Annotated in this window: 17 protein-coding genes; 10 read left to right on the top strand and 7 right to left on the bottom strand. The window is 69.1% G+C overall.

Features of this window, described 5'->3' with window-relative positions:
* The first annotated feature begins 39 nt into the window (after positions 1 to 39).
* The 3 genes from IPL89_11045 to IPL89_11035 are packed head-to-tail and all read left to right on the top strand — an operon-like array spanning position 40 to position 2,681.
* On the top strand, positions 40 to 873 hold the full coding sequence (locus tag IPL89_11045) for an ABC transporter permease (protein MBK9063713.1): 834 nt from the start codon (positions 40 to 42) through the stop codon (positions 871 to 873).
* Positions 863 to 1,612, top strand: coding sequence for an ABC transporter ATP-binding protein (locus tag IPL89_11040; protein ID MBK9063712.1), 750 nt, complete (start codon positions 863 to 865; stop codon positions 1,610 to 1,612). Before IPL89_11045 ends, IPL89_11040 begins: the two co-directional genes overlap by 11 nt.
* A gap of 13 nt (positions 1,613 to 1,625) precedes the next feature.
* Complete coding sequence (locus tag IPL89_11035; protein MBK9063711.1) at positions 1,626 to 2,681, top strand: methyltransferase domain-containing protein; 1,056 nt, start codon at positions 1,626 to 1,628, stop codon at positions 2,679 to 2,681.
* 31 nt (positions 2,682 to 2,712) lie between these two features.
* On the opposite strand, the gene IPL89_11030 is transcribed toward IPL89_11035, so the two are convergent.
* Together IPL89_11030 and IPL89_11025 are read right to left on the bottom strand one after the other, a co-directional pair.
* Positions 2,713 to 2,943 (bottom strand): hypothetical protein, encoded by a 231-nt coding sequence (locus tag IPL89_11030; protein ID MBK9063710.1) that lies wholly within the window; start codon positions 2,941 to 2,943, stop codon positions 2,713 to 2,715.
* A 63-nt stretch (positions 2,944 to 3,006) separates the two neighbouring features.
* Positions 3,007 to 4,107: an ABC transporter permease gene (locus IPL89_11025; GenBank protein MBK9063709.1), complete on the bottom strand. Its 1,101-nt coding sequence runs from the start codon at positions 4,105 to 4,107 to the stop codon at positions 3,007 to 3,009.
* A 31-nt stretch (positions 4,108 to 4,138) separates the two neighbouring features.
* Here IPL89_11025 and IPL89_11020 point away from each other — a divergent pair, with 31 nt between their 5' ends.
* Positions 4,139 to 4,810 carry an ABC transporter ATP-binding protein gene (locus tag IPL89_11020; GenBank protein ID MBK9063708.1) on the top strand — a complete coding sequence of 224 codons (672 nt, stop codon included), beginning with the start codon at positions 4,139 to 4,141 and terminating at the stop codon, positions 4,808 to 4,810.
* Here the strand turns inward: IPL89_11020 and IPL89_11015 are convergent.
* Positions 4,807 to 5,877, bottom strand: a complete 1,071-nt coding sequence (locus IPL89_11015; protein MBK9063707.1) for a hypothetical protein — start codon at positions 5,875 to 5,877, stop codon at positions 4,807 to 4,809. The two genes, IPL89_11020 and IPL89_11015, sit on opposite strands and share 4 nt — an antisense overlap.
* Positions 5,878 to 6,054: 177 nt before the next feature.
* Between IPL89_11015 and IPL89_11010 the strand changes: the two genes are divergently transcribed.
* The gene (locus IPL89_11010; protein ID MBK9063706.1) at positions 6,055 to 6,876 is read left to right on the top strand and encodes a hypothetical protein; all 822 of its coding nucleotides are present in this window, start codon (positions 6,055 to 6,057) and stop codon (positions 6,874 to 6,876) included.
* On the opposite strand, the gene IPL89_11005 is transcribed toward IPL89_11010, so the two are convergent.
* Positions 6,857 to 8,506 carry a PQQ-dependent sugar dehydrogenase gene (locus tag IPL89_11005; protein ID MBK9063705.1) on the bottom strand — a complete coding sequence of 550 codons (1,650 nt, stop codon included), beginning with the start codon at positions 8,504 to 8,506 and terminating at the stop codon, positions 6,857 to 6,859. The genes IPL89_11010 and IPL89_11005 overlap by 20 nt on opposite strands.
* A 149-nt stretch (positions 8,507 to 8,655) precedes the next feature.
* Between IPL89_11005 and IPL89_11000 the strand changes: the two genes are divergently transcribed.
* Together IPL89_11000 and IPL89_10995 are read left to right on the top strand one after the other, a co-directional pair.
* On the top strand, positions 8,656 to 11,577 hold the full coding sequence (locus tag IPL89_11000) for an SBBP repeat-containing protein (protein ID MBK9063704.1): 2,922 nt from the start codon (positions 8,656 to 8,658) through the stop codon (positions 11,575 to 11,577).
* Between the two features lie 68 nt (positions 11,578 to 11,645).
* Positions 11,646 to 12,536: a class I SAM-dependent methyltransferase gene (locus IPL89_10995; GenBank protein ID MBK9063703.1), complete on the top strand. Its 891-nt coding sequence runs from the start codon at positions 11,646 to 11,648 to the stop codon at positions 12,534 to 12,536.
* On the opposite strand, the gene IPL89_10990 is transcribed toward IPL89_10995, so the two are convergent.
* Positions 12,533 to 13,648: a hypothetical protein gene (locus tag IPL89_10990; protein ID MBK9063702.1), complete on the bottom strand. Its 1,116-nt coding sequence runs from the start codon at positions 13,646 to 13,648 to the stop codon at positions 12,533 to 12,535. The genes IPL89_10995 and IPL89_10990 overlap by 4 nt on opposite strands.
* Positions 13,649 to 13,802: 154 nt before the next feature.
* On the opposite strand from IPL89_10990, the gene IPL89_10985 reads away from it, so the two are divergent.
* The 3 genes from IPL89_10985 to IPL89_10975 are packed head-to-tail and all read left to right on the top strand — an operon-like array spanning position 13,803 to position 18,200.
* Positions 13,803 to 15,950 carry a glycosyltransferase gene (locus IPL89_10985; protein MBK9063701.1) on the top strand — a complete coding sequence of 716 codons (2,148 nt, stop codon included), beginning with the start codon at positions 13,803 to 13,805 and terminating at the stop codon, positions 15,948 to 15,950.
* The gene (locus tag IPL89_10980) at positions 15,947 to 17,416 is read left to right on the top strand and encodes a hypothetical protein (protein ID MBK9063700.1); all 1,470 of its coding nucleotides are present in this window, start codon (positions 15,947 to 15,949) and stop codon (positions 17,414 to 17,416) included. The genes IPL89_10985 and IPL89_10980 overlap by 4 nt, the downstream gene beginning before the upstream one ends.
* Positions 17,397 to 18,200, top strand: coding sequence for a class I SAM-dependent methyltransferase (locus IPL89_10975; GenBank protein MBK9063699.1), 804 nt, complete (start codon positions 17,397 to 17,399; stop codon positions 18,198 to 18,200). Before IPL89_10980 ends, IPL89_10975 begins: the two co-directional genes overlap by 20 nt.
* Here IPL89_10975 and IPL89_10970 read toward each other — a convergent pair.
* Positions 18,197 to 19,105: an FkbM family methyltransferase gene (locus IPL89_10970; protein ID MBK9063698.1), complete on the bottom strand. Its 909-nt coding sequence runs from the start codon at positions 19,103 to 19,105 to the stop codon at positions 18,197 to 18,199. The two genes, IPL89_10975 and IPL89_10970, sit on opposite strands and share 4 nt — an antisense overlap.
* Positions 19,102 to 19,800, bottom strand: coding sequence for a class I SAM-dependent methyltransferase (locus tag IPL89_10965; protein ID MBK9063697.1), 699 nt, complete (start codon positions 19,798 to 19,800; stop codon positions 19,102 to 19,104). The genes IPL89_10970 and IPL89_10965 overlap by 4 nt, the downstream gene beginning before the upstream one ends.
* Positions 19,801 to 19,818: the final 18 nt, after the last annotated feature.

Genomic DNA, 19,818 nt, shown 5'->3' with positions numbered 1-19,818 from the left:
CCGGGCGGGCGTGTCAAGCGATCCGGCTAGACTCGCCCCGTGACGTCCGCGACCCCGGCTCCGATCGTCTACGACAGCGCCCGGCAGGGCCTTCTTTTCGTCGAGGAGGCGAAAGACCTTTGGCGGTATCGCCACCTCGTTGGCGAGATCGTCGCGCGCGACATCAAGGTCCGTTACAAGCGCTCCGTCCTCGGCGTCGCGTGGACCATGCTCAGTCCGCTCCTGAACATGCTCGCGATGACGTGGGTCTTCTCCCTCGTCATGCGGATGGACGTGAAGAACTTCCCCGTCTACTTCCTGACGGGCTCCATCTTCTGGGCCTTCTTTGCGGGCGCGACGAGCCACGCGGCCTCGCTCACGATCGACGCGGCGGAGATCACGAAGCGGGTCTACATCCCGCGCTCGGTCTTCGTCGTCTCGGCGGTCGGCGTCGCCCTCGTGAACCTCTGTCTCTCGCTCGTCCCTCTCTTCCTGATCATCCTCTTCACGGGGTTCCCGATCCACGCGTCGTGGCTTTTCGTCCCGGTTTCGATCCTGATCGGCGCGCTCTTCACGACGGGCGTCGGCCTCGTGGTCTTCACGCTGGCTTCGCGCTTCGTCGACATCAAGGAGACTTACCTCGTCCTCGTCGGCGCGTGGTTCTTCGTGACGCCGATCGTCTACACGCAGGCCATGGTCCCCGAACGGTTCCGCTTCATCGTCCGTTACAACCCGATGACGTACCTCGTCGAGGTCTTCCGGGCGCCGCTCTACGACGGCTGGCTGCCGGGGCCGAAGACGCTCGCGTTCGCGGCCCTCGCGGCGGTTTCGTCACTCGCGATCGGCTGGCTCTTCTACGCGGCGCGCATCGAGGAGTACGGCCGTGGCAGCTGACGCCGCCGTCGAGCTGGCGGGCGTCTCCCTGAGCTACCGGATCCCCAAGGAGGCGGTCCAGACGTTCAAGGAGTACGCGATCCGCAAGCTCCAGGGCCGCATCGAGCACGGCGAGCTCGTCGCCCTCCGCGACGCCACCCTCGTCATCGCGCCCGGCGAGCGCGTGGGCGTCGTCGGCCCGAACGGCGCGGGCAAGAGCACGCTCTTCCGCGTCATCGCCCGCGTGCGCCGGCCTACGCGGGGCCGCGTCGTCGTCCGCGGGAGCGTCGCGCCGCTCCTCGAACTCGGCCTCGGATTCCACGGCGAGCTCACGGGCCGCGAGAACGTGGTCCTCCACGGCGCCGTCATGGGCCACTCGCGCCGGGACATGGAGCGGCGCATGGACGGGATCGCCGAGTTTGCCGAGCTCGAGGCCTTTCTCGACGCGCCCCTCCGCACATACTCCACGGGCATGGCGGCCCGCCTCGCGTTCGCGGTCGCGACGGACGTCGACCCCGACATCCTCCTCGTCGACGAAGCCCTCTCGGTAGGTGACGAGCGCTTCCAGGCCAAGTGTCACGCCCGCATGGCCGGGTTTCACGACCGCGGCAAGACCTTCCTCCTCGTGTCGCACTCGCTGGCCGAGGTCGTTGCGAACTGCACCCGGGCGCTCTGGATCTCGGGCGGCCGCATCGTTCAGGACGGTCCCGCCGCGGACGTCTGCGACGCGTACCACGCGTGGGCGCAGGGGGGAACGTGAGAGAGTCGTCCTCATGAGGGTCGAGGTCTTTTCGAAAGTGCGCTGCCCCGTTTGCCGCTCGGGAGGTCTCGTGTGGCGCGAGTTCCTGCGCGCGGGCGACGAGCTTCTGGATGGCGTGGCCTGGTGCGAGGAATGCCGCGCGTGGTTCCCGGTCGAGGACGGCTTCCTGGACCTCCTGACCGGCCCGCTCGCGTACGTGGAGGAACGGGACGCCTTCTGGAACCATCGCAAGGCGGAGCTGACGGCGCTCGGCCTCTCCCACGCACCGGCAGGCGCAGGGAAGAGCGCTCCGCCAGACGGAGCGTCCGCCCAGGCGCTGCAGCAGCAGAAGCACTTCGACTGGTACGCCGCCAACGAAACGCAGCGCTACTCGGACTACGAGGTCACGCCCTTCTGGCGGGCGGCCGACCGGATCGCCTTCGAGCCGTGGAAGGCGGAGCTTCGCGCGTCGGCGCGGCCCGACCAGTGGCTTCTCGACGTCGGCTGCGCGCAGGGGCGCAGCACGTTCCACATGATGGATCTCGACCTGAACGTCGTCGGATTCGACGTCTCGCGCAAGTGCATTCGCGAGGCCGCCCGTCGATACCGGGAAGGGACGTTCAAGGCGCGGGCGAGCTTCCTCGTGGCGGACGGTTCGGCATTTCCGTTGCGGGATGCGGCGGTCGATTTCGTCCTCGTCTATGGCGTCCTCCACCATCTCGCGGATCCCGGCGCCACGTGCCGGGAGATCGGACGCGTCCTGAAACCGGCGGGCGTCTACTTTGGGCAGGAGAACAACGAGAGCGGCTTCCGCGCCCTCTTCGACCTCGCGCAGAAGCTCTGGCCCATCTGGCACGAGGAGGCGGGGCCCGAGGCCATCATCTCTGCCGACCGGCTCAAGAGCTGGCTCGAGCCGTCCGGATTCCGGTTCTCGGCGCGCACGAGCGTTTTTCTCCCGCCGCACGTCGTGAACTGGACGACGGAGGAACGGGGCTTCCGGATCCTCGACTCTCTGGACCGCGCGATGGCGCACGTCCCCTGGCTCCGCGCGAACGGCGGCCTCGTCATCTTCGAGGCGCGGCGGCCGTAGAGGACGCCCGCCGGTGTTGCACCGGCCGGCGTTACTGCCAGTAGCCGGTGACGTCGACGACGAGGTGCACGGTCCCCGACGGGATGTTCGAGACGACGGCGAGGCTGCCCGAGGGCGTCCCGAAGAGGCCGAGCACCGAGTTGTTCGCACGCGTTTGACCCGCTCGGAACGCGACGGTGTCGAGCGACGGCGTCGTGCCGGCAGGCCCGATGCGCACGCCTCCCGGCGCGACCGAGCCCGTGACGGTCACGTTCGCGGCCACGGAGGGGAGTGTCGGGAGGCAACGGGAGAGCGGGATAGGCGCGTGCCCCCTTCGTCCCCGCGTCTACAGCTCCCGCAGCGCCCGCGCGGGCAGGATTCTGAGCGCGTGGATGAGCGGCGGAAGCGACGCAAGGAGTCCGGCGGCGAGGACGGCCGCGATGCCCTCCGCAGCCGACGCGGCGGGGAGACGCGCGGGGATCACGCCGAGGAAGCCCGCTCGCGTCAGGAACCGGAGGATCGCCGCGGCGGCCGGGAGGCCGAGCGCGGCGCCGCAGGCCGACAGGAGGAGCCCCTCCGCGATCACGAGCCGGGCGATCCGCGCCCGCCGCCATCCGATCGCGCGGAGGAGACCGATCTCGCCGGTCCGCTCGGCCACGTTCATCGAGAGGGTGTTCGAGATGCCGAGCGCCGCGATGGCAAGCGCCAGGAGCGCGAGGGTCCGCGCGAAGCGGGCGAAGCTCTTCAGCCAGTCCTGCTGCCGGGCGAAGAGGTCGGCGGGAATGGCCTCCAGCTCGGGTGCCGCGGCCGTCACCGCCGCGACGACGTCCTCCGTGATGGCACCCGGCGCAACGCCGACGAGCGCAAGGTTGACGAGATCGCCGAGCCGAAACGCCTCCTGGGCGTCGGGCCTGTCGAGGAGGACACCGCCGTCGAGAAGCTGCCGGCCCGTGCGGTAGATGCCGACAACCGTGAGCTCGCGGCGGCCGATGATGGCCACGCGGTCACCCGGCTTGAGGTCCAGCTCCCGCGCGGCGTCCGCTCCGGCAAGGATCTCGCTCTTGCCCGGCACGAAGACGCGCCCGTTCACGAGTGTGAGGCCGAGAGCGCCGAGCGCGTCCGGCGCGGCGCCGAAGACGAAGAAGCGGGGCCGTGTCTCGAGCCGCGTGACCCCGACGACGACGGGCGTCAGCTCCGCGACGCCCGGGGCGCGCCGAATGGCCGCGACCTCGTCCGGCCGGATCCGCGACTGCCACGGAATCGGCATCCCGGTCCTCTGCACGATCAAGTCGATCCGGAGGCTCCGGACGATCGACTCCGTCTCCTCGACGACTCCCGCCGACGCGGACACGAGGACGAGGTACGTCGTGACGCCGAGCGCGATGCCCAGCAGCGTCAGGGTGCTGCGTATGGGGCGGCGGAGGAGGTTGCGAAGCGCGAATGGCATGGCGGCAAGGCGTCCCCTATAGTCGCTCACGATGCCGCCCGGTGTCTCGGTCCGCCTCGAAGGCGTCGTGAAGTCGTTCGACGGCGGCCTCGTGAAAGCGCTGAGGGGCGTCTCGCTCGAGGTGGCGGCGGGCGATTCGGTCGCCATCATGGGGCCCACCGGCTGCGGAAAGTCGACGCTTCTCTCGATCGTCGGCCTCCTCGACACGCCTGACTCGGGCGCCGTCTTCCTCGACGGCCACCCGGCCGCCGACTTCGAACCCGCCGAGGACTTCCGGGCCACGCGCGTCGGCTTCGTCTTCCAGTTTCACCACCTTTTGCCGCATCTCTCCGTCGTCGAAAACGTCGAGTTGCCCCTCGCCGGGCGGGCCGGCCGCGCCGCGGCGCGCGCCCGGGCCACGGAAGCGCTCGCGCTCGTCGGACTCGAGCATCGGGCGCGGACGCTCGCGGCCCGCGTCTCCGGGGGCGAGCGTCAGCTCGCGGCGCTGGCCCGCGCGCTCGTCGTGAAGCCGGCTCTCATCCTGGCCGACGAGCCGACGGGAAGCGTGGACTCTGAGACGGGCGCGCGCATCCTCGCGCTCCTCGAAGGCTGGAGCGCCACGACGTCGGGGACGCTCCTTCTCGTCTCGCACGACACCACCGTCGCGTCGCGCTGCCGCCGCCTCGTGAAAATGCGCGATGGCGCCGTCGCCAACGCGGCTTAGTGGCTACCCACCTTCTGGAACTTCGGCGGCGGGTTGGGTTCGATGAAGCCCCGCGCCTTGAACCAGTCCGTCAGCAAATTACTCTGGTAGGCCTTGATGCTGGGGCAGTGCTGATCCGTGTAGTCGCCGACCCACTTGTTGTAGCCCTGCCAGTCGACGACTGGCGAGAGAAGGACGCCGTCGCCCGTGCCGTTGTCGGTCGTCGAGCCGTAGACGAAGAAGGTCGGCTGGCTTTTCATCGCGTACTTTGTTGGGCACTTCTGTGGGTCGCACGGGTTCGAGCAGAAGGTGTCGGCCACCGAGGCGCAGGGATCGGCGACGAGCGCGCCGGCGAGGCGGACCTCGATCCGACCGGCGCCAGCGCCGAGGTTCGGCACACCGAGGTCCGCCAAAGTCCACTGTCTGAAGGAAAGGGCCTCGACGGTCTCCGCGCGCTCCATGACGAGGAAGCCGCTCGCGGTATAGATTCGGATCTCGATCACAATGCGGGTTGTCGAGAAGTTGGCGGCCGACAGGTTGGTCCGGAAGCCGGGGGCGGTCGTTCCCGTGTGGCGAACCCCCGGAATGACCGACGGGAAGGTCGTCCAGTTCATCCCGAGGAGGTTCGGGTCGGCGGCCGTGCTGTACGTCCCTTTCGGGTCGCCCGTGTTGTAGGTCCGCGAGTTGACGGCGAGAAGGCCGGGAAAGGCCGTGGGCGGGCTCGAGACGTTGCAGTTGACCGGCGTCACATCGGCGAGGATGAGGAAACCCTTCCCCTGACCCGCCGAGGGGAACCAGCTTCCGAGCACGTCCTGCACCAGGAGAGTCTGTCCCGCGCCGATGGAGACGTTCTTCGGGAAGGTCCCGTTGAACGTGTTGGCGATATCGGAGGGGAAATACTTGGCCCCGACGGTGACGGTGGAGGCGCCGAGGTTGGAGATCGAGAGGTCGCTCTGCCAGAAGGTGCCGTTGAGCCCGCCGGCCTTGGCGACGACCGGAACGAAGTGAAACGAGTTGACGAGCTGTGCCGCGGCCGCCGAGGAGAGAAGGCAGGTGACGGTGGCGAGAACCAGGAGCGCCTTGCGCATGGAACCTCCCCTTCGAGGAGCCGGACCACTCCCGTAGCGTGGGTGACACGCCTACCCGATCGAGTTGCTCCTCAGAGGTGAATCTAGGCCGAACAACGCCCGGCCGCATGGTGCAGATGCTTCAGTCCCGGTTGCGGGCGCCCCCGGCATACTTTCGGCCAGGTTTCGCTCTCAAGAATGCTTCAGGATCTCTACCGGCTGATCCTCGCGAAGACGGACTTTCTGTACACGGTCCTCGTCCAGACGCCTTTCTGCTTCTTCGACATCTGGTCGATCGTCCACTTCTTCTTGGGTGGGATGCTGCTGCTGGTCCTTGCGGCCCGACGAATCTCGCGACCGTTTTTCGTTCTGTTCCTTCTTCTGTTCTTCTACGAGCTCGTCGAGATCGAGTTTACGTACCTCGCGATCAACGTCTTCCGGCCGGAGATCCTCCTCGATCAGAACACCGACATCCTGGTCGGCCTGCTCGGAGGCCTGGTGGCCCTGCGCCTCAAGGCGCGGTTCGAGAAATGGGGGCGCTCCGCGGCGCTCCGGACGGGGCCCGTCGTCCGCGACCTGGCGGTCGCCGTCACGGTGTCGGCGGTCTGGGTGACCTTCTACGGCTACCGCTACAACGTGGAGTTCTTCAACTCCCGCGGGATCAACTGGTGGGCCTTCCTCTGGTGGAGCGCCGGCCTCTTCGCGGTCCTTCGTTTCTTCGGCCTGCTGCAGAACGCCGTCCTTCCGTGGTGGCTCGCGACCGCGGCGACGTGGGCGGCCTACGCCGCCGTCCTCGTGGCGGTCGAGTACGTCGGGTACGCCCTTCTCGGCATTCGCGAACTGCACGGCGAGAGGCCGTTTGCGTTCGGCGTGATCCACGGGACGCCGGCTCTGAAGATCTACTACGCCGTCGCGCCGCCGCTCGCCATCGCGATCGCGACCGGCGTCCAGCGTCTTGCCGGCATCGCCACTCCGGCAATGAGACGCGGCGCAGCCGCTGCTACTGCCAGTAACCCGTGACGTCCACGATCACGTGCACGGTTCCCGACGGAACCGTCGTCGACACCGTCAGGCTGCCCGCCGGCGTCCCGAAGAGGCCGAGCGCCGCGTTGTTTGCGCGCGTCTGGCCCGCGCGGAACCTGACGGCGTCGAGTTGCGGCGTCGTTCCCGCTGGCCCCAGGCGCACGCCTCCCGCCGCAATCGAGCCCGTCACCGTCACGTTAGCGGCCACCGCTGCGGCGCCCGCGGGCACGCCGCAGCGACCCGTCATCACGAACGTCCGTGTGCCGTTCGTCTGCAGCGCGGGCGCATCGTTCCCGCGCGTGTCGATCGCCCGGCACGGCGTGAGTGTCGTGAGCGTCGCGGCCGGCGGCAGCGTCACCGCGTAGTCGACGCGGCGCACCTGTCCGCCGCCCGCGTACGTCGTGTAGTAGAGCGACGTCCCCGTCGGCGACGGCCCGAAGAGGAGGTCCACGACGGTCGACGAGCCGAGGCCGGTCGCGAAGTCGGACGCGGCGGGCGGACCGCCCGGCGTCAGGCGCGCGATCGCTCCGCAGTTGAAGTCCGCGAACATGTACGTCCCGTCGTAGGTCGCGGGCCACGCTCCCGCGGGCACCCATGCGCCGCCCGTGATCGACCCGCAGCCCGATGTGGTCGTGCCGGGAATCGTCCCGTGAGGAAACTCGAAGTACGGATCGAGAAGGCCCATGGGCGTGGGGCTGCACTTGCCCGACGTGAGCGCCGTGTGCGCGCCCTCGCGGCAGGGCCAGCCGTAGTCGCCGCCCGCCTGCACGAGGTCGATCTCCTCCCACGCGCCCTGGCCCACGTCGTTCACCGTGAGCGCGCCGTCGGAGGGCCTGAACGCGAAGCGGAACGCGTTGCGGAAGCCCCACGCGAACGTCTCCTGGCAGATCGTGCCCGCCGCCGACGGGCCCGCGTTGCAGCGCGCCGTGCCCGCGCCGAGGAACGGGTTCGTGGGCGGCACGGAGCCGTCCGTCGCGATGCGCACGATCTTCCCGTTGAGGATGTTGCGGTCGCGCGAAGCATCGTTCGCTCCCGCGCAGCCGCTGTCGCCCGCATAGTCGCAGCCGCCGTCGCCCGTGCCGGCGTAGAGATACCCGTCGGGCCCGACGCGCAGCTGCCCGCCGTTGTGGTTCCCCGCGAAGTTCGTGACGCCGTCGAGGAGGAAGAGCTCCGTCGCCGGGTTGATCACGTTCAGCGTGGGGACGTCCATCGTGAAGCGCGAGATCCGTTCGACGGGAGTCGTGGCGTTGCTTCCCGGGCAACCTGCAGCGTTCTTGTTGAACGTGTAGTACAGGTAGACGTAGTGATTCGCCGCGAACGACGGATCGATCGCCACGCCAAGAAGGCCGCGCTCCCCGTTCGAGCACACCGCCGAGCCGAGCGAGAGCGCCGGCGTCGGAAGCAATGTCCCACCGGAGACGATGCGCAGCGCACCGCCTTGTGTTGCCACGAGCAGCCGCCCGTCCGGCAAGAAGGCCAGCGCCGTCGGCGCCCCGACCGTGGCCACGAGCGCATCACCGAATCCCGGCGGGAGCGTGATGGCGGGCGCGGGGAGGGAAAGCGCCAGCGAGGTCAGGCCGACAGCCCTCCAGACGGCGGAGCGGACACCGAAACGTCGAAAGTGCATCAAATCCCTCAGGGAGTGTTCGGAGGCAACGAGCCGCGGAAAACTCGCGATTTCCTGCGAAAGAGTCTCTGTCATAGGATAGCCGCGCAGCGGGGGCAACAATGAAATGTCGGCCGGACGAACGAGTGCGGGGGAGGTGTCTCTCGGCATTGGTCATTCTCGGGGCGGCGATCGTCGCCCTCGGGGTCGATGGAAAGGGCGTTCCGGGCCCGGCGGGCTACGGCACACTGCCGCTGAGCTTCGAGGCAAATCAGGGTCAGGCCGACGATCGGGTGAAGTTCGTCGCCCGAGGCCCGGGTTACGGCCTTTTCCTCACCCGGACGGAAGCGGTCCTGACGCTGCGCGCGCCGACGCCGCGCGGGTCCGCGGCGGTGGTGCGCATGCGGCTCGCGGGCGCGACCCGGCATCCCCAGGTCATGGGACTCGATCCGCTGCCCGGCACGAGCAACTACTTCATCGGCGACGATCCCGCGCGATGGCAGCGCGACGTGCCGAGTTACGCGAGAGTGAAGTATGCCGGCGTGTATCCCGGCATCGACCTCGTCTATTACGGCAACCAGCGACAGCTGGAGTACGACATCGTGGTCGCCCCGGGCGCCGATCCCGGGCGCGTCGCACTGGCCTTCGAAGGCGTGCAGAAGCTCTCGCTCGATCCGGAAGGCAACATGGTGCTCCGGACCGCGCAGGGCGACATCGTCCAGCGGAGGCCCGTGATCTACCAGGAGGCCGACGGGAGGCGCGAGCCGGTGGGCGGGGGCTACGTGTTGCGCGCGAACGGCCGCGTCGGCTTTCGAATCTCCCGCTACGACACGACCCGGCCGCTCATCATCGACCCGGTGCTTTCGTACTCCACGTACCTCGGCGGCACCGGAAACGACATTGGCCAGGCGATCGCCGTGGACGGCAACGGCAACGCGTACGTCACGGGCGGGACCACGTCTACCCTCTTCCCCGGCACGGGCGGGAGTCCGATCCAGCCCAACCTGCTGGGGAGCGGCGACGTGTTCGTCACGAAGCTCAACGCCACGGGCACCGCCACCGTCTACAGCACGTATCTGGGCGGAAGCGGATTGGACACGGCTTACGCCATCGCGGTGGACAGCACGGGCGCCGCGTACGTGACGGGCGAGACGGATTCCCCCACCGTTGCGGGGATCGGGAACATCCCCTACCCCAAGGTAGGCGCCATTCAGGGGGTGTACGGCGGCGGCGGCGATGCCTTCATCACCAAGATCAATCCCGCGGGCAACGCCCTGGTGTACAGCACCTACCTGGGTGGTAGTGGGACCGAGCGGGGCTACGGCATCGCGGTAGACGCTTTCTTCGACGCCTACGTCACGGGCCACACGAGCTCCGTGAACGGTCCGGGCAATTTCCCGACGGTGTTTCCCTTCCAGTCGCAGAACGGTTCGATTGGAAGCTTCGACGCCTTCGTCACCAGGATCAATGCAGCGGGCAACGGCCTCGTCTACAGCACGTATCTGGGCGGGAACGGCAGCGAATACAGCCTCGACGGCGGCGCCATCGCCGTGGACGCCGACGGCAACGCGTACGTGGGCGGCACGACCGCTTCGAGCAATTTCCCCGGCGCGGGCACGAGCACGATCCAGCCGGGAAACGGCGGCGGGACGAGTGACGGCTTCGTCGTGAAGTTCAACGCGGCGGGCAGCGCGCTCTTCTACAGCACGTACCTGGGCGGCACGGCCTATGACGCCGTCAACGGGATCGCGATCGACTCGGCCCGGAATGCGTACGTCGCCGGATACACCGATTCCATCAACTTTCCAACGGCCTCGCCTCTGCAACCGGCACGGGGCGGCCCCGGAGAGGACGCGTTCGTGGCCAAGCTCAACGTGGCCGGGAACGCCCTGACATACAGCACCTATCTCGGCGGCAGCGGGGGAGAGCGTGCCTACGCCATCGCGGTGGACGGCGGTGGCAACGCCACGGTCTGCGGATTCACGAGCTCGACCGATTTTCCCACGGTGGCCCCGTTCCAGTCCGTCCGGGGGGGGACGGGCGACGCGTTCGTCAGCAGGCTCAACGCCGCGGGGAGCGCCCTCACGTACAGCACGTATCTGGGCGGGAGCACGGGGGGCGAGCACGCCTACGGGATCGCCCTGGACGGTGCCGGGAGTGCCTACGTCACCGGGGAGACCAGCTCCACAAATTTCCCGACGCTGGGTCCGCTCCAGGGGACGTTCGGTGGAGCGGGCACCGATGCGTTCGTCACGAAATTTTCCGGCTTCGCCGTGACGAACGGCGATTTCGACGGCGACGGCAAGACCGACGTCACGGTCTACCGGCCGTCGAGCGGCACGTGGTGGACCCACCAGAGCGTCAACGGGGCGGTCAGTGCACGCACATTCGGCAACTCGACCGACCTTCCCGTGCCGGGCGACTACGACGGGGACGGAAAGGCCGACGTCGCGATCTACCGCACGGGGACCTGGTGGATCCTCCGGAGCACGACCGGGACTCCCGCGGTCCAACAGTGGGGCATTTCCACGGACGTTCCCGTGCCTGGCGATTACGACGGGGATGGCAAGGCCGACATTGCGGTCTTTCGCGGCGGCACGTGGTACGTGCTGAGGAGCAGCGACGCCAGCGCCCAGATCCAAGCGTGGGGAGTGAGCGGAGACGTTCCCGTGCCGGGCGACTACGACGGCGACGGAAGGACGGACATCGCGGTCTTCCGCCCGAGCAGCGGCACGTGGTTCATCCTCAGGAGCAGTGGCGGTTCATTCATCACGACCTTTGGCGCCGGCGGGGACATTCCTGTGGCCGGAGATTTCGACGGGGACGGCAAGACGGACGTTGCGATCTACCGGCCGTCGACCGGCACGTGGTGGATCCTTCGGAGCACCGACGTCTCGTTTACCGCGCGGGCGTTCGGTCTTGCGACCGACATTCCGGCGCCCGGCGACTACGACGGGGATGGCAAGACGGACCTTGCGATCTACCGGCCCTCGACCGGCACGTGGTGGATCGTGAGGAGCAGCGCCGGAACCTCCACCGCAGAGCAGTGGGGACTGCCCACCGACAAGCCCGCCGTCGGGTCGCCTCCATGAGGCCTCGTCGGCTCCGACGCCTCTGAAACGTCCACGAAGCACCCGCCATGGTATAGGTGGCGGACGCAATGACCCGGAACCTAGCGGCCGACGTGACGAAGGAGATTGCGAAAAATCTCCTGATGGCGCTGCCGCCGGTCCGCGCGTGGCGCCTTCGACGCGCCCGGACGATGCAGGCGCTGCGGGGCGACGAGGATTTCCTGGAACGTTACGCGTTCCAGGCGACCCGACATCTCCTCGCTGAGCTGAAGAGCGTCACGGGCCTCCACATCGCGGAAATCGGACCGGGCGACTATTTGACGTCCGGCCTCGCGCTGCTGGCAGCCGGAGCCCACTCGTACACGGCGATCGATCGCTTCCCGGGGCCCTACGGCTCGGACGAGGCGAAGAAGTGGTACGGCGCGATCGAAACGGCCTGGCCGGCGGCGTTTCCGGCGATGCCGTGGCCGTCGTACCTCGAGGCCCGTCGTTTCCCGGATGCCTACCCCGACCGGGTTCAGACGATCTCACGGTCGATCGAGAGTGTCGAATCGGCCCGCTCATTCGACGTCGTCTGTTCCTATCAGGTCGCCGAGCACGTGTCGGACATCAGGGCTTTCGCCGAGACGACGGCCCGCCTTCTCTCGCCGGGAGGAATCGCGACACACCGGGTCGACTTCGGCCCTCACGACTGCTGGATCCAGTACCGCGATCCGCTGACGTTCCTCCGATTCCCGGACTGGCTCTGGTCCCTGATGGGCTCGAATCGCGGGACGCCGAACCGTCATCGCCATCATGAATTTCTGGAGGCGTTCGCGGCGGCCGGACTCACGTGCGAGACGACGAGCCTGGAGTACTTCGCCGTGGACGAGGTCGACCTCGGGCGGCTTGCGGCTCGATACCGTTCGATGGAGCGCGAGTCGATTCTCGTAAAGACGGCGGTTTATCGCTGTCGCATCCGGCGGCCGCCTCCGGACTAGCGGTCGTCGAGGATCCAGTAGTTCACGGGCGAGTCGTCTGTGGGCGAGGTGCTGCGGATTTCGAAGCTCGCGCCGTCCGCGATTCCGCCCACGAACAGGCTTCCTAGCTGGCCGGAGGCTCCGGCATAGGATAGGAAAATCCGCGACCCGGCGCTGACCGCCGTCGTCGCGACGACGGCCTTCCCGCTGCGGAGCACGGCCTGACCTACGGCCCCGGCGCGGACGGCGACGGCTGTGCGGGACGAGGAGCGGACGCTCGCCGGAAGAACCGACTCCGGCAGCGTCCCGCTCGTGATCGCCGAGGCGTTCAGACCCGTGATTCCGGAGCCGTTGCCGAAAAGCGCGTCGGCCGTCACGGCCGAAACCCTGAGGTCGCCCAGCACGTTGTTCAGGTCCTTGATGATTGCGATCTCTCCGGGACCCTGAGGCCTGAGGCCGACGTTCGTGCCGCAGCCCGCACAGTCCGGCGTGTCCGTGAAGAAGAATGGCACGTTCAGAGCGAGCGCAAAGATGTCGTAGATCTTCACGCGCTGCCGCTGGCTCGTCTCGTCGAGGAACGAGAACCAGTCCGTGCTCGTGAACCCGATCGTCTTGAGGGCGTTCGGCCCCTCGAACGGGACCTCGAATTGGATGGGCCTTCGGTAGGTGCCGTCGAGGTCCTGGAATTGAAAATACGCCTCCGCTTGGTGGAAGCCATAAGAGTTGAGGTAGCTTGCCTCGAAGGTCAACTCCATCATCCGAAACGCGGGGTCGAACTGCGCGCCCGAGCGCGTGTTGTAGCCCCATGACGTCGTCGGGTTCTGCGAGCCGTCGCCGTTCAGGCCCCAGCCAGCCGTCCAGACTGCGAGAGCCCCATCGATCGTCGGGATCTGGTAGATCTCGGCCTCGACGACGGGCGAGAACGGCGCGCGCGGGTACATCTGGAGAAAAGACGACGTGCGCGCGGCGAGCGGCCGTGCCGCGGAGGCGCGCGGCGCGAGGGCGAGGTGGAAGGAAGTACCGGGATCCGCGCCGTCGAGGCCCCCGTGCGCCAGAAGAATGGCGCCGGCCCCGAGCAGGATCCGGGTGAATCGGCCGCCGCCCGCACCGAAGAACATGTCTTGAGGACGCAATTTCCGCCTCCGGGGTTTACGCGGCGACGCGCCGCGGGCGCCTTTGAGGGTCCAGTCGTCTATCTGGAGTGTTCGGCAAAGCGTCGATCCCACCGGCATTATGGTCCCAATGAGGGATTCGTCTCGCGCCGTCGAACGCGCTAGCATCATCGACATGAGCGGGGCACGGCCCGTGCGTGTCGTGGCCGTCGCGCCCGTCCACAACCGGCGGGAAACGACACTTCGGTGGCTGCATGCACTGGCCTCCCTGGAACGCGCGGGGGTGGATCTCGCCGCCGTCATCGTCGACGACGGGTCCACCGACGGCACTGCCGACGCGATCCGAAGCGAGTTCCCGGATGTCGAGATCGTCAGCGGCGACGGAAACCTCTGGTATACGGCCGGGACGAACCGGGGCATCGCCGCGGCGCTCGCGCGCGATCCGGACTACGTCCTCGCGATGAACGACGACACCGTGCCCGACCGCGGCTTCCTCGCCAGCATGGTCCGCACCGCGGAACGGAATCCGCGCTCCGTCGTCGGGGCGCTGCTGTTTCTCGCGGGCGAAGGGCAGCGCGTCTTCCAGGTCGGCGCACGCTGGAGCGTCGGTCAGGGCGGCTGGCGGCACTGGCTCCAGCAGTCCGTCGAGACGGTGCCGCCCGAGCCCTTCGACGTGGAGATCATCGTCGGGAACTGCGTGCTCTTTCCGGCGGATTCGCTCCGCGAGTGCGGACTGATGGACGAGCGGCGCCTGCCCCACCACGGGGACGCAGAGTTGACGCCGCGCATGAAGCGCGCGGGCTGGCGCCTGCTCATCGACCCGGACGCGCGGGTGACCTGCGAGCCCGGCCGCAGATATCCGAGTCTCGGCGCGCTGCCGCTCGGAGATGTCTGGCGGCATCTGATCGGCGATCGCACGAGCCAGCACAACCTCCGGACACGGGCGTTCACGAACTGGCGCGTCGCGCCGACGCGGGTCCAGGGGATTGCCGCGACGGCCGTCTTCGTCGCGCGCCTCGCGTTGCGGGGGCTGCGCCTGTCCACGTCCTTCCCTCCGCTCGAAGACGGCGGCGCCCTGCGCGACCAGGTCGGCCCGGCGCCGTACCCCGCCGCCTCGTCGCGCCCGCTCGTCGTCTACGCATGGCCCTACCTCGACTGGGGCGGCGTCCAGATCTACTTCGTGAACCTGATGAAGCGCGTGCGCGGCCGGTTCGAGACCGTCGCGCTCGTACCCGAAGGGACCGACCCGGTGCTTCTTGCGTATCTCGAGGAGGCAGGCGCGTCCGTTGAGGAGTTCCCCGCGGCGTACGACTCGAGCCCGTCCGCAGGTCTTGCGGGCAAGCTTCACCGGCGTTTCGTGAGGTTGCGCACCGACGCGGCGCTTGCCTCGCGTCTTCTCGCGCCGCGGTTTCGCGGCGCGATCCTCCACGTTGACGTAAGCCCGTTCGTCGCCGCGGGCCTTTTCTTCGCCGTCACGCGGTTTCGCCGCGTGTTCTTCACCACGCACACGGCGGTTCGCCCGCCGTGGAGCCTCCGCACGCGCCTCTCGGCTCTCGCGGTGAACGTCCTCGCGCGCTCGCCGCGCCTGCGCCTCGTCGCGACGAACGTCGACGCGAAGCGCAGCCTCGCGCGGGCGCTCGCGCCGCGCGAGCTCGCGCGCGTGCCAGTTTCGTACGGCAACACGGACGCCGGCGAGATCGTGGCGGCCCTTGCCGCGCCCCTCGATCGGGAGGCGCTCGCGGCCAGGCTCGACCTTCCGGCTTCTCCGTGCCGCGTCTTCGCGGTCGGCCAGTTCCTCGAGCGCAAGGGGTGCTGGGACCTCCTCGAGGCGGCCCGGCTCCTCGGGGCGCGCGGCACGGATGCGAGCTTCGTGTGGCTCGCGAACAGGGCACCGGCCGCCGACGTCGCGCAGCGTGTCGAGACATTCGGGCTCGGGGCGCATTTCCGCATCCTGACGCCGGCGGATTTCGGTCCGCACCGCCTCGATGCACTCGTTCTCCTGCGGCTGGCCGACGTGTTCGCGCTTCCGAGCCACGAGGAAGGCCTCCCGCTCGCGCTCGCCGAGGCCATGTGCCTCGGGCTCGCGTGCGTCTCGACGAGCGTGAACGGCATCCCGGAGGCGATCGCGGACCAGCGTAGCGGGCGGCTCGTGCCGCCGCGCCGGCCCGAGCTTCTCGCGGATGCGCTGGAGACGCTGACCCGCGACGCGGATCTCCGCGCGGCGCTCGGCGCCGAGGCCCGGTGGTCCGCATGGAGACGCTTCGCGTCCGACTCATCCGTTCTTGCCACGCTGCGGGCGTACGACGAGGCGCTCACGCCGTGAGCGCCGAAAAGCCGCGGCTGCGGGCGTCCGTCCTCCTCGGAGCGGCCGCGTGGATCGTCCCGACGTGCCTCGCGATCGTCGTCACTCCCGTCGTCGTGCGCGGACTCGGAACGGCCGGCTTCGGGCTCTACTCCTTCCTGACCGGGTTCCTGGCGGTCACGTTCACGAGCGGCATCGGCCGCTTCTTCATTCAGCGCGCATCCGGGTGCGCGAGCCCGGAGGACGCGGCGGCGTGGTTTGGCACGGCCCTCCGGCTGACGGTTCGGGTCGGCGCGGCGGGCGGACTCCTGGCCGGGCTTCTCGTCGCGGCGGCGTGGTCGTCCGTCTCGGCCTCCGGCGCCGCCCGGGCGGGCTGGGCGTCCGCGGCGGCCGCCGTCGCGCTGGCCTTCGGCGCGGGCGCCCTGTTTCAGGTCGTCGCCGCCCTTCCGCTGGCTTCGCTCCGGTTCGGCGACTACACGTCGGCGCTTCTCCTCTTCGCCGTCCTGCAGCTCGGAGGGAACGCCGCGCTCGCGCAGCTCGGCGCAGGCCCCGTCGCTCTCGTCCTCTGGGCGGCGGCCGCGAACGTGCTCGCCGCCGGGTTCGTCCTCCTGCGCGCGCGGCGCTCGTTCCCCGTCGGCGCCGCGCTGCGCGGCGCCGAGGCGCGGCCGCTCGCGGGCTTCGCTGTCTTCGGCGGCGCCGTGTTCGTCTACCAGCTGTCCGGGTATCTCCAGCTCCTCTTCGAGCGCTGGTGGCTCGGGCGGACGCTCGGCCTCGAGGCCGTCGCGTTCTACGCCGTCTCCATGACGCTCGCGCTCCAGCTCCACGCGGGTGTCACGTACATGGCCCGCGGGATCCTTCCTGCGGCGTCCGCCGCGCGGAACGCGGGAAACGCGAACGGCCTCGCGCTCCTCTACTCGAAGGCGGTCCGGACGCTCGTCCCGCCGCTCGCCGTCGTCGTCGTGTCGCTCGTGTCGCTCCGCGTCGAAATCCTGTCGCTGTGGATGGGGCCCGTGTTCGCGGCCGCGGCGGGCGATGCGCTCGGCGTCCTCGCGGTGTCTTTCGGCCTTCTCGCGCTTCTGATCGTCCCGTGGGAGTTCTTCGAGGCAGGCGGATTCCCGGCGTGGAATGCGGCCTTCGGAATCGTGTGGCTGGTTTCCGGCGTTGCGGTCGGGCTCCTGGCGATCCCGAGCTGGGGAATCACCGGCGCCGCGTTCGGGCGATTGACACTGCTCGTACTGGCGCCGGTTTACGTCGCACTCGTCGAGCGGAAGCTGTTCGGAGGGCCGCGGACGCGGCTCTGGATCTCCGTCGGGGGACTCGCGACCGCCTTCGGGGGCGCAGCCGCCGGAGCGGCGCGCCTGCTCCCGCCCCTGTGTGGGGGCGGCGCCTGGGGGCTCGCGGCCGGACTTGCGGCCTGCGGCCTCCTGGCCGCGGCAGCCTGGCGCGCATCCGCTATCCTCGCCCCCCATGACCGCGCACGAGACTGACTTTTCCGGCGTCTTTGCCGGGCGTCTCGCGCGCCTGGATCTCTCTCTATTCGAGGGCATCCCGAGCCAGACCTCGGAGAACGACCGCCGGTCCCTGCTCGCGCTCCAGGAGGCCGTGCGGAGCCGGGGGCCGTACGCATATCTCGAGATCGGCTCGCACCTCGGCGGGACGATCCAGCCGTTCCTGCCCGACGATTTCTGCACGAACGTCTTCTCGATAGACCGGCGACCGCTCAGCCAGCCGGACGAGCGCGGGCCGGTTTACGACTATCCAGCGAACTCGACGGCTCACATGCTGTCGCTTCTTGGGGGGCTTTCGCCCCGAGGAGTGGCGAAGGTCCGGTGCTGGGACGCGGATGCGCGCGACGTCGACCCGGCGGCGGTTCTTCCGAAGCCGGCGCTCTGCTTCGTGGACGGCGAGCACACGGACCGGGCCGTGCGAAGCGACGCGGCGTTCTGCATGAGAGTCCTCGCGGGCTCAGGCGTTCTCGCGTTTCACGACGCGCCGGTCGTCTACAACGGCCTCTTCGAGGTCGTCGAGGAACTCGGTCGTGGCGGGACGCCCTTCGTCGCCTACCACCTGCCGGACACGGTCTTCGTGATCGAGCTCGGTGACGTTCCGGTGCACCGGTCACCGGCGGTCACGCGGCTTCTCGTCCAGAATCACACCGGGTACCTCGCATCGCTGCGGGCGAACGACCACTATCGCCGTTTCTACAACCGCCCGGTCTTCCGGGTCCTGAGACGCATCAAGGCGGCGCTCCGGGGCGTGTTTCCCCGCTAGACCCGCGCACCGTCTCGCAGCGCGCTGACGAGATCCGTCCGGGCGGCCGGCACGCACAGGACGTTCGCGCCGATTTCGTCCCGGGCGAAGCCCTGAATCTCGTCCAGCCGGCCCGCTGCCTCGTCGACGGCGAAGAACCTGTAGCTCGCGGACGAACGCAGGAAGTCGACGAGAGCGTCCGGGCCGTACCCGAACGTTCTGCTGGTGGCGCGCGCCATCTCGACGAGCCAGACGGGAGGGACGCTCTGCGAGAGCAGGCGGCCCGCTCCCTCGAGGACGCCGAGTTCCGCGCCCTCGACGTCCATCTTCACGAAGGAGATCGTGCCGGCGCGGACCTCGTCGAGGACGTCGCCCAACCGGCGGACCGGACAGGCGACGGTTGCGAAGTCGCTTCGACCCTGATTGGAGAGCGACGCGTGCCCGTCCGCAATTCCCGCGAAGACATGGAGATCGGCCGTTCCCGGTTCGCGCCCGAGGGCCGTCGCATGCAGATGGACGTTCGATGGAGACCCGGCGAGATCGACGTTGGCACGCAGCCGCGAAAAAATCGGCGGGTTGGGCTCGAACGCGTGGACGGCGCCGGACGGCCCGACGAGCCGCCGGAACAGCACCGTGTACCAGCCGACGTTCGCCCCGATGTCGAGGCAGGTATCCCCGCGGCGGACGACGCGCGTCACGAGACGCGTGAGCGCGGGCTCGTACTCGCCGTGAAAGTACGCGTAGCGCCACATCGTCGAACGCGGGTCGACGACGAGACGGTCGCCGGCCCGCGTGAGGATCTCGAGAGAATCCGGGAGATCGCGCCAGAGCGCGAGCGCGAGGTCCGCGATCCGGTGCCGGCCCCTGCGTATCGGCGTGTGGAACGTGTAGGCGCGCGCGGCCCGCGCGAGCAGCGGGATGCTCACGGGCCCGCCTTGCACACGGCGACCACGCCGTCGGCCGTCCAGGGCGCAAGGCGCGAGAAGAACCGGTTCGCGACGAGGATCCGCCGCGGAACGAACGGGACGTGCTCGTCGCCGAGGTCGTAGAAGCGGAACGACTCGACGACGTACCCCTCTCTCTCGAGGAGGTGCGTGAGCGTCCGGTACGAGTAGTACGCCACGTGGTCGGGATGGACGGGCTCGGCCGCGCCGCCTCGCCCGCGGAAGAAGTACTGCGCGAAGCGGACGCCGCAGTACGCGTTGACGGTCGTGAGGACGAGGCGACCGTCGGGCGCAAGGAAGCGGCGCACGCCGCGGAGAAACAGGCCGGGGTTGGAGAGATGCTCGAGGATCTCGCCGGCGAGGACGACGTCGAACGTGCGGTCGAGCGAACACGCGCCGAGCGCCTCGGCGTCGCCCCGGACGAGATTCGGAACGCCCGCCGCCTCCAGCGCGCGCAGCCCGTCCGGGTCGGAATCGAGGCCCCAGAGATCGCTGGCGGTCTTCGCGAGCCGCACGTGGAGCAGGCCGCCCGCGTCGAGCATCGTCTGCGTGTACGGCCAGTTCGTGCAGCCGAAGTGGAGGACGGACCGATCCCGGCAGATCCCGTCGAGGAACTCCAGCCGCTGAACGAGGCCGCTCTCGGGAGCGGGGGTCTCCCGGATGTTCGCGCGCGTCACGGCGCGAGAGTAACAGCC

It is taken from the genome of Acidobacteriota bacterium, from assembly GCA_016716715.1.
Classification (GTDB): Bacteria; Acidobacteriota; Thermoanaerobaculia; order UBA5066; family UBA5066; genus Fen-183.
Note: the sequence above shows the minus strand (reverse complement) of the source record. Positions and strands in the feature narration are given on the sequence as shown.

Excerpts from the sequence above, each read along its gene's own strand:
- IPL89_10995 (MBK9063703.1), top strand. The coding sequence starts at position 11,646 with ATGACCCGGAACCTAGCGGCCGACGTGACGAAGGAGATTGCGAAAAAT.
- IPL89_11025 (MBK9063709.1), bottom strand. The coding sequence starts at position 4,107 with ATGCCATTCGCGCTTCGCAACCTCCTCCGCCGCCCCATACGCAGCACC.
- IPL89_11015 (MBK9063707.1), bottom strand. The coding sequence starts at position 5,877 with ATGCGCAAGGCGCTCCTGGTTCTCGCCACCGTCACCTGCCTTCTCTCC.
- IPL89_10975 (MBK9063699.1), top strand. The coding sequence starts at position 17,397 with ATGACCGCGCACGAGACTGACTTTTCCGGCGTCTTTGCCGGGCGTCTC.
- IPL89_11005 (MBK9063705.1), bottom strand. The coding sequence starts at position 8,506 with ATGCACTTTCGACGTTTCGGTGTCCGCTCCGCCGTCTGGAGGGCTGTC.
- IPL89_11035 (MBK9063711.1), top strand. The coding sequence starts at position 1,626 with ATGAGGGTCGAGGTCTTTTCGAAAGTGCGCTGCCCCGTTTGCCGCTCG.
- IPL89_10985 (MBK9063701.1), top strand. The coding sequence starts at position 13,803 with ATGAGCGGGGCACGGCCCGTGCGTGTCGTGGCCGTCGCGCCCGTCCAC.
- IPL89_11020 (MBK9063708.1), top strand. The coding sequence starts at position 4,139 with ATGCCGCCCGGTGTCTCGGTCCGCCTCGAAGGCGTCGTGAAGTCGTTC.
- IPL89_11010 (MBK9063706.1), top strand. The coding sequence starts at position 6,055 with ATGCTTCAGGATCTCTACCGGCTGATCCTCGCGAAGACGGACTTTCTG.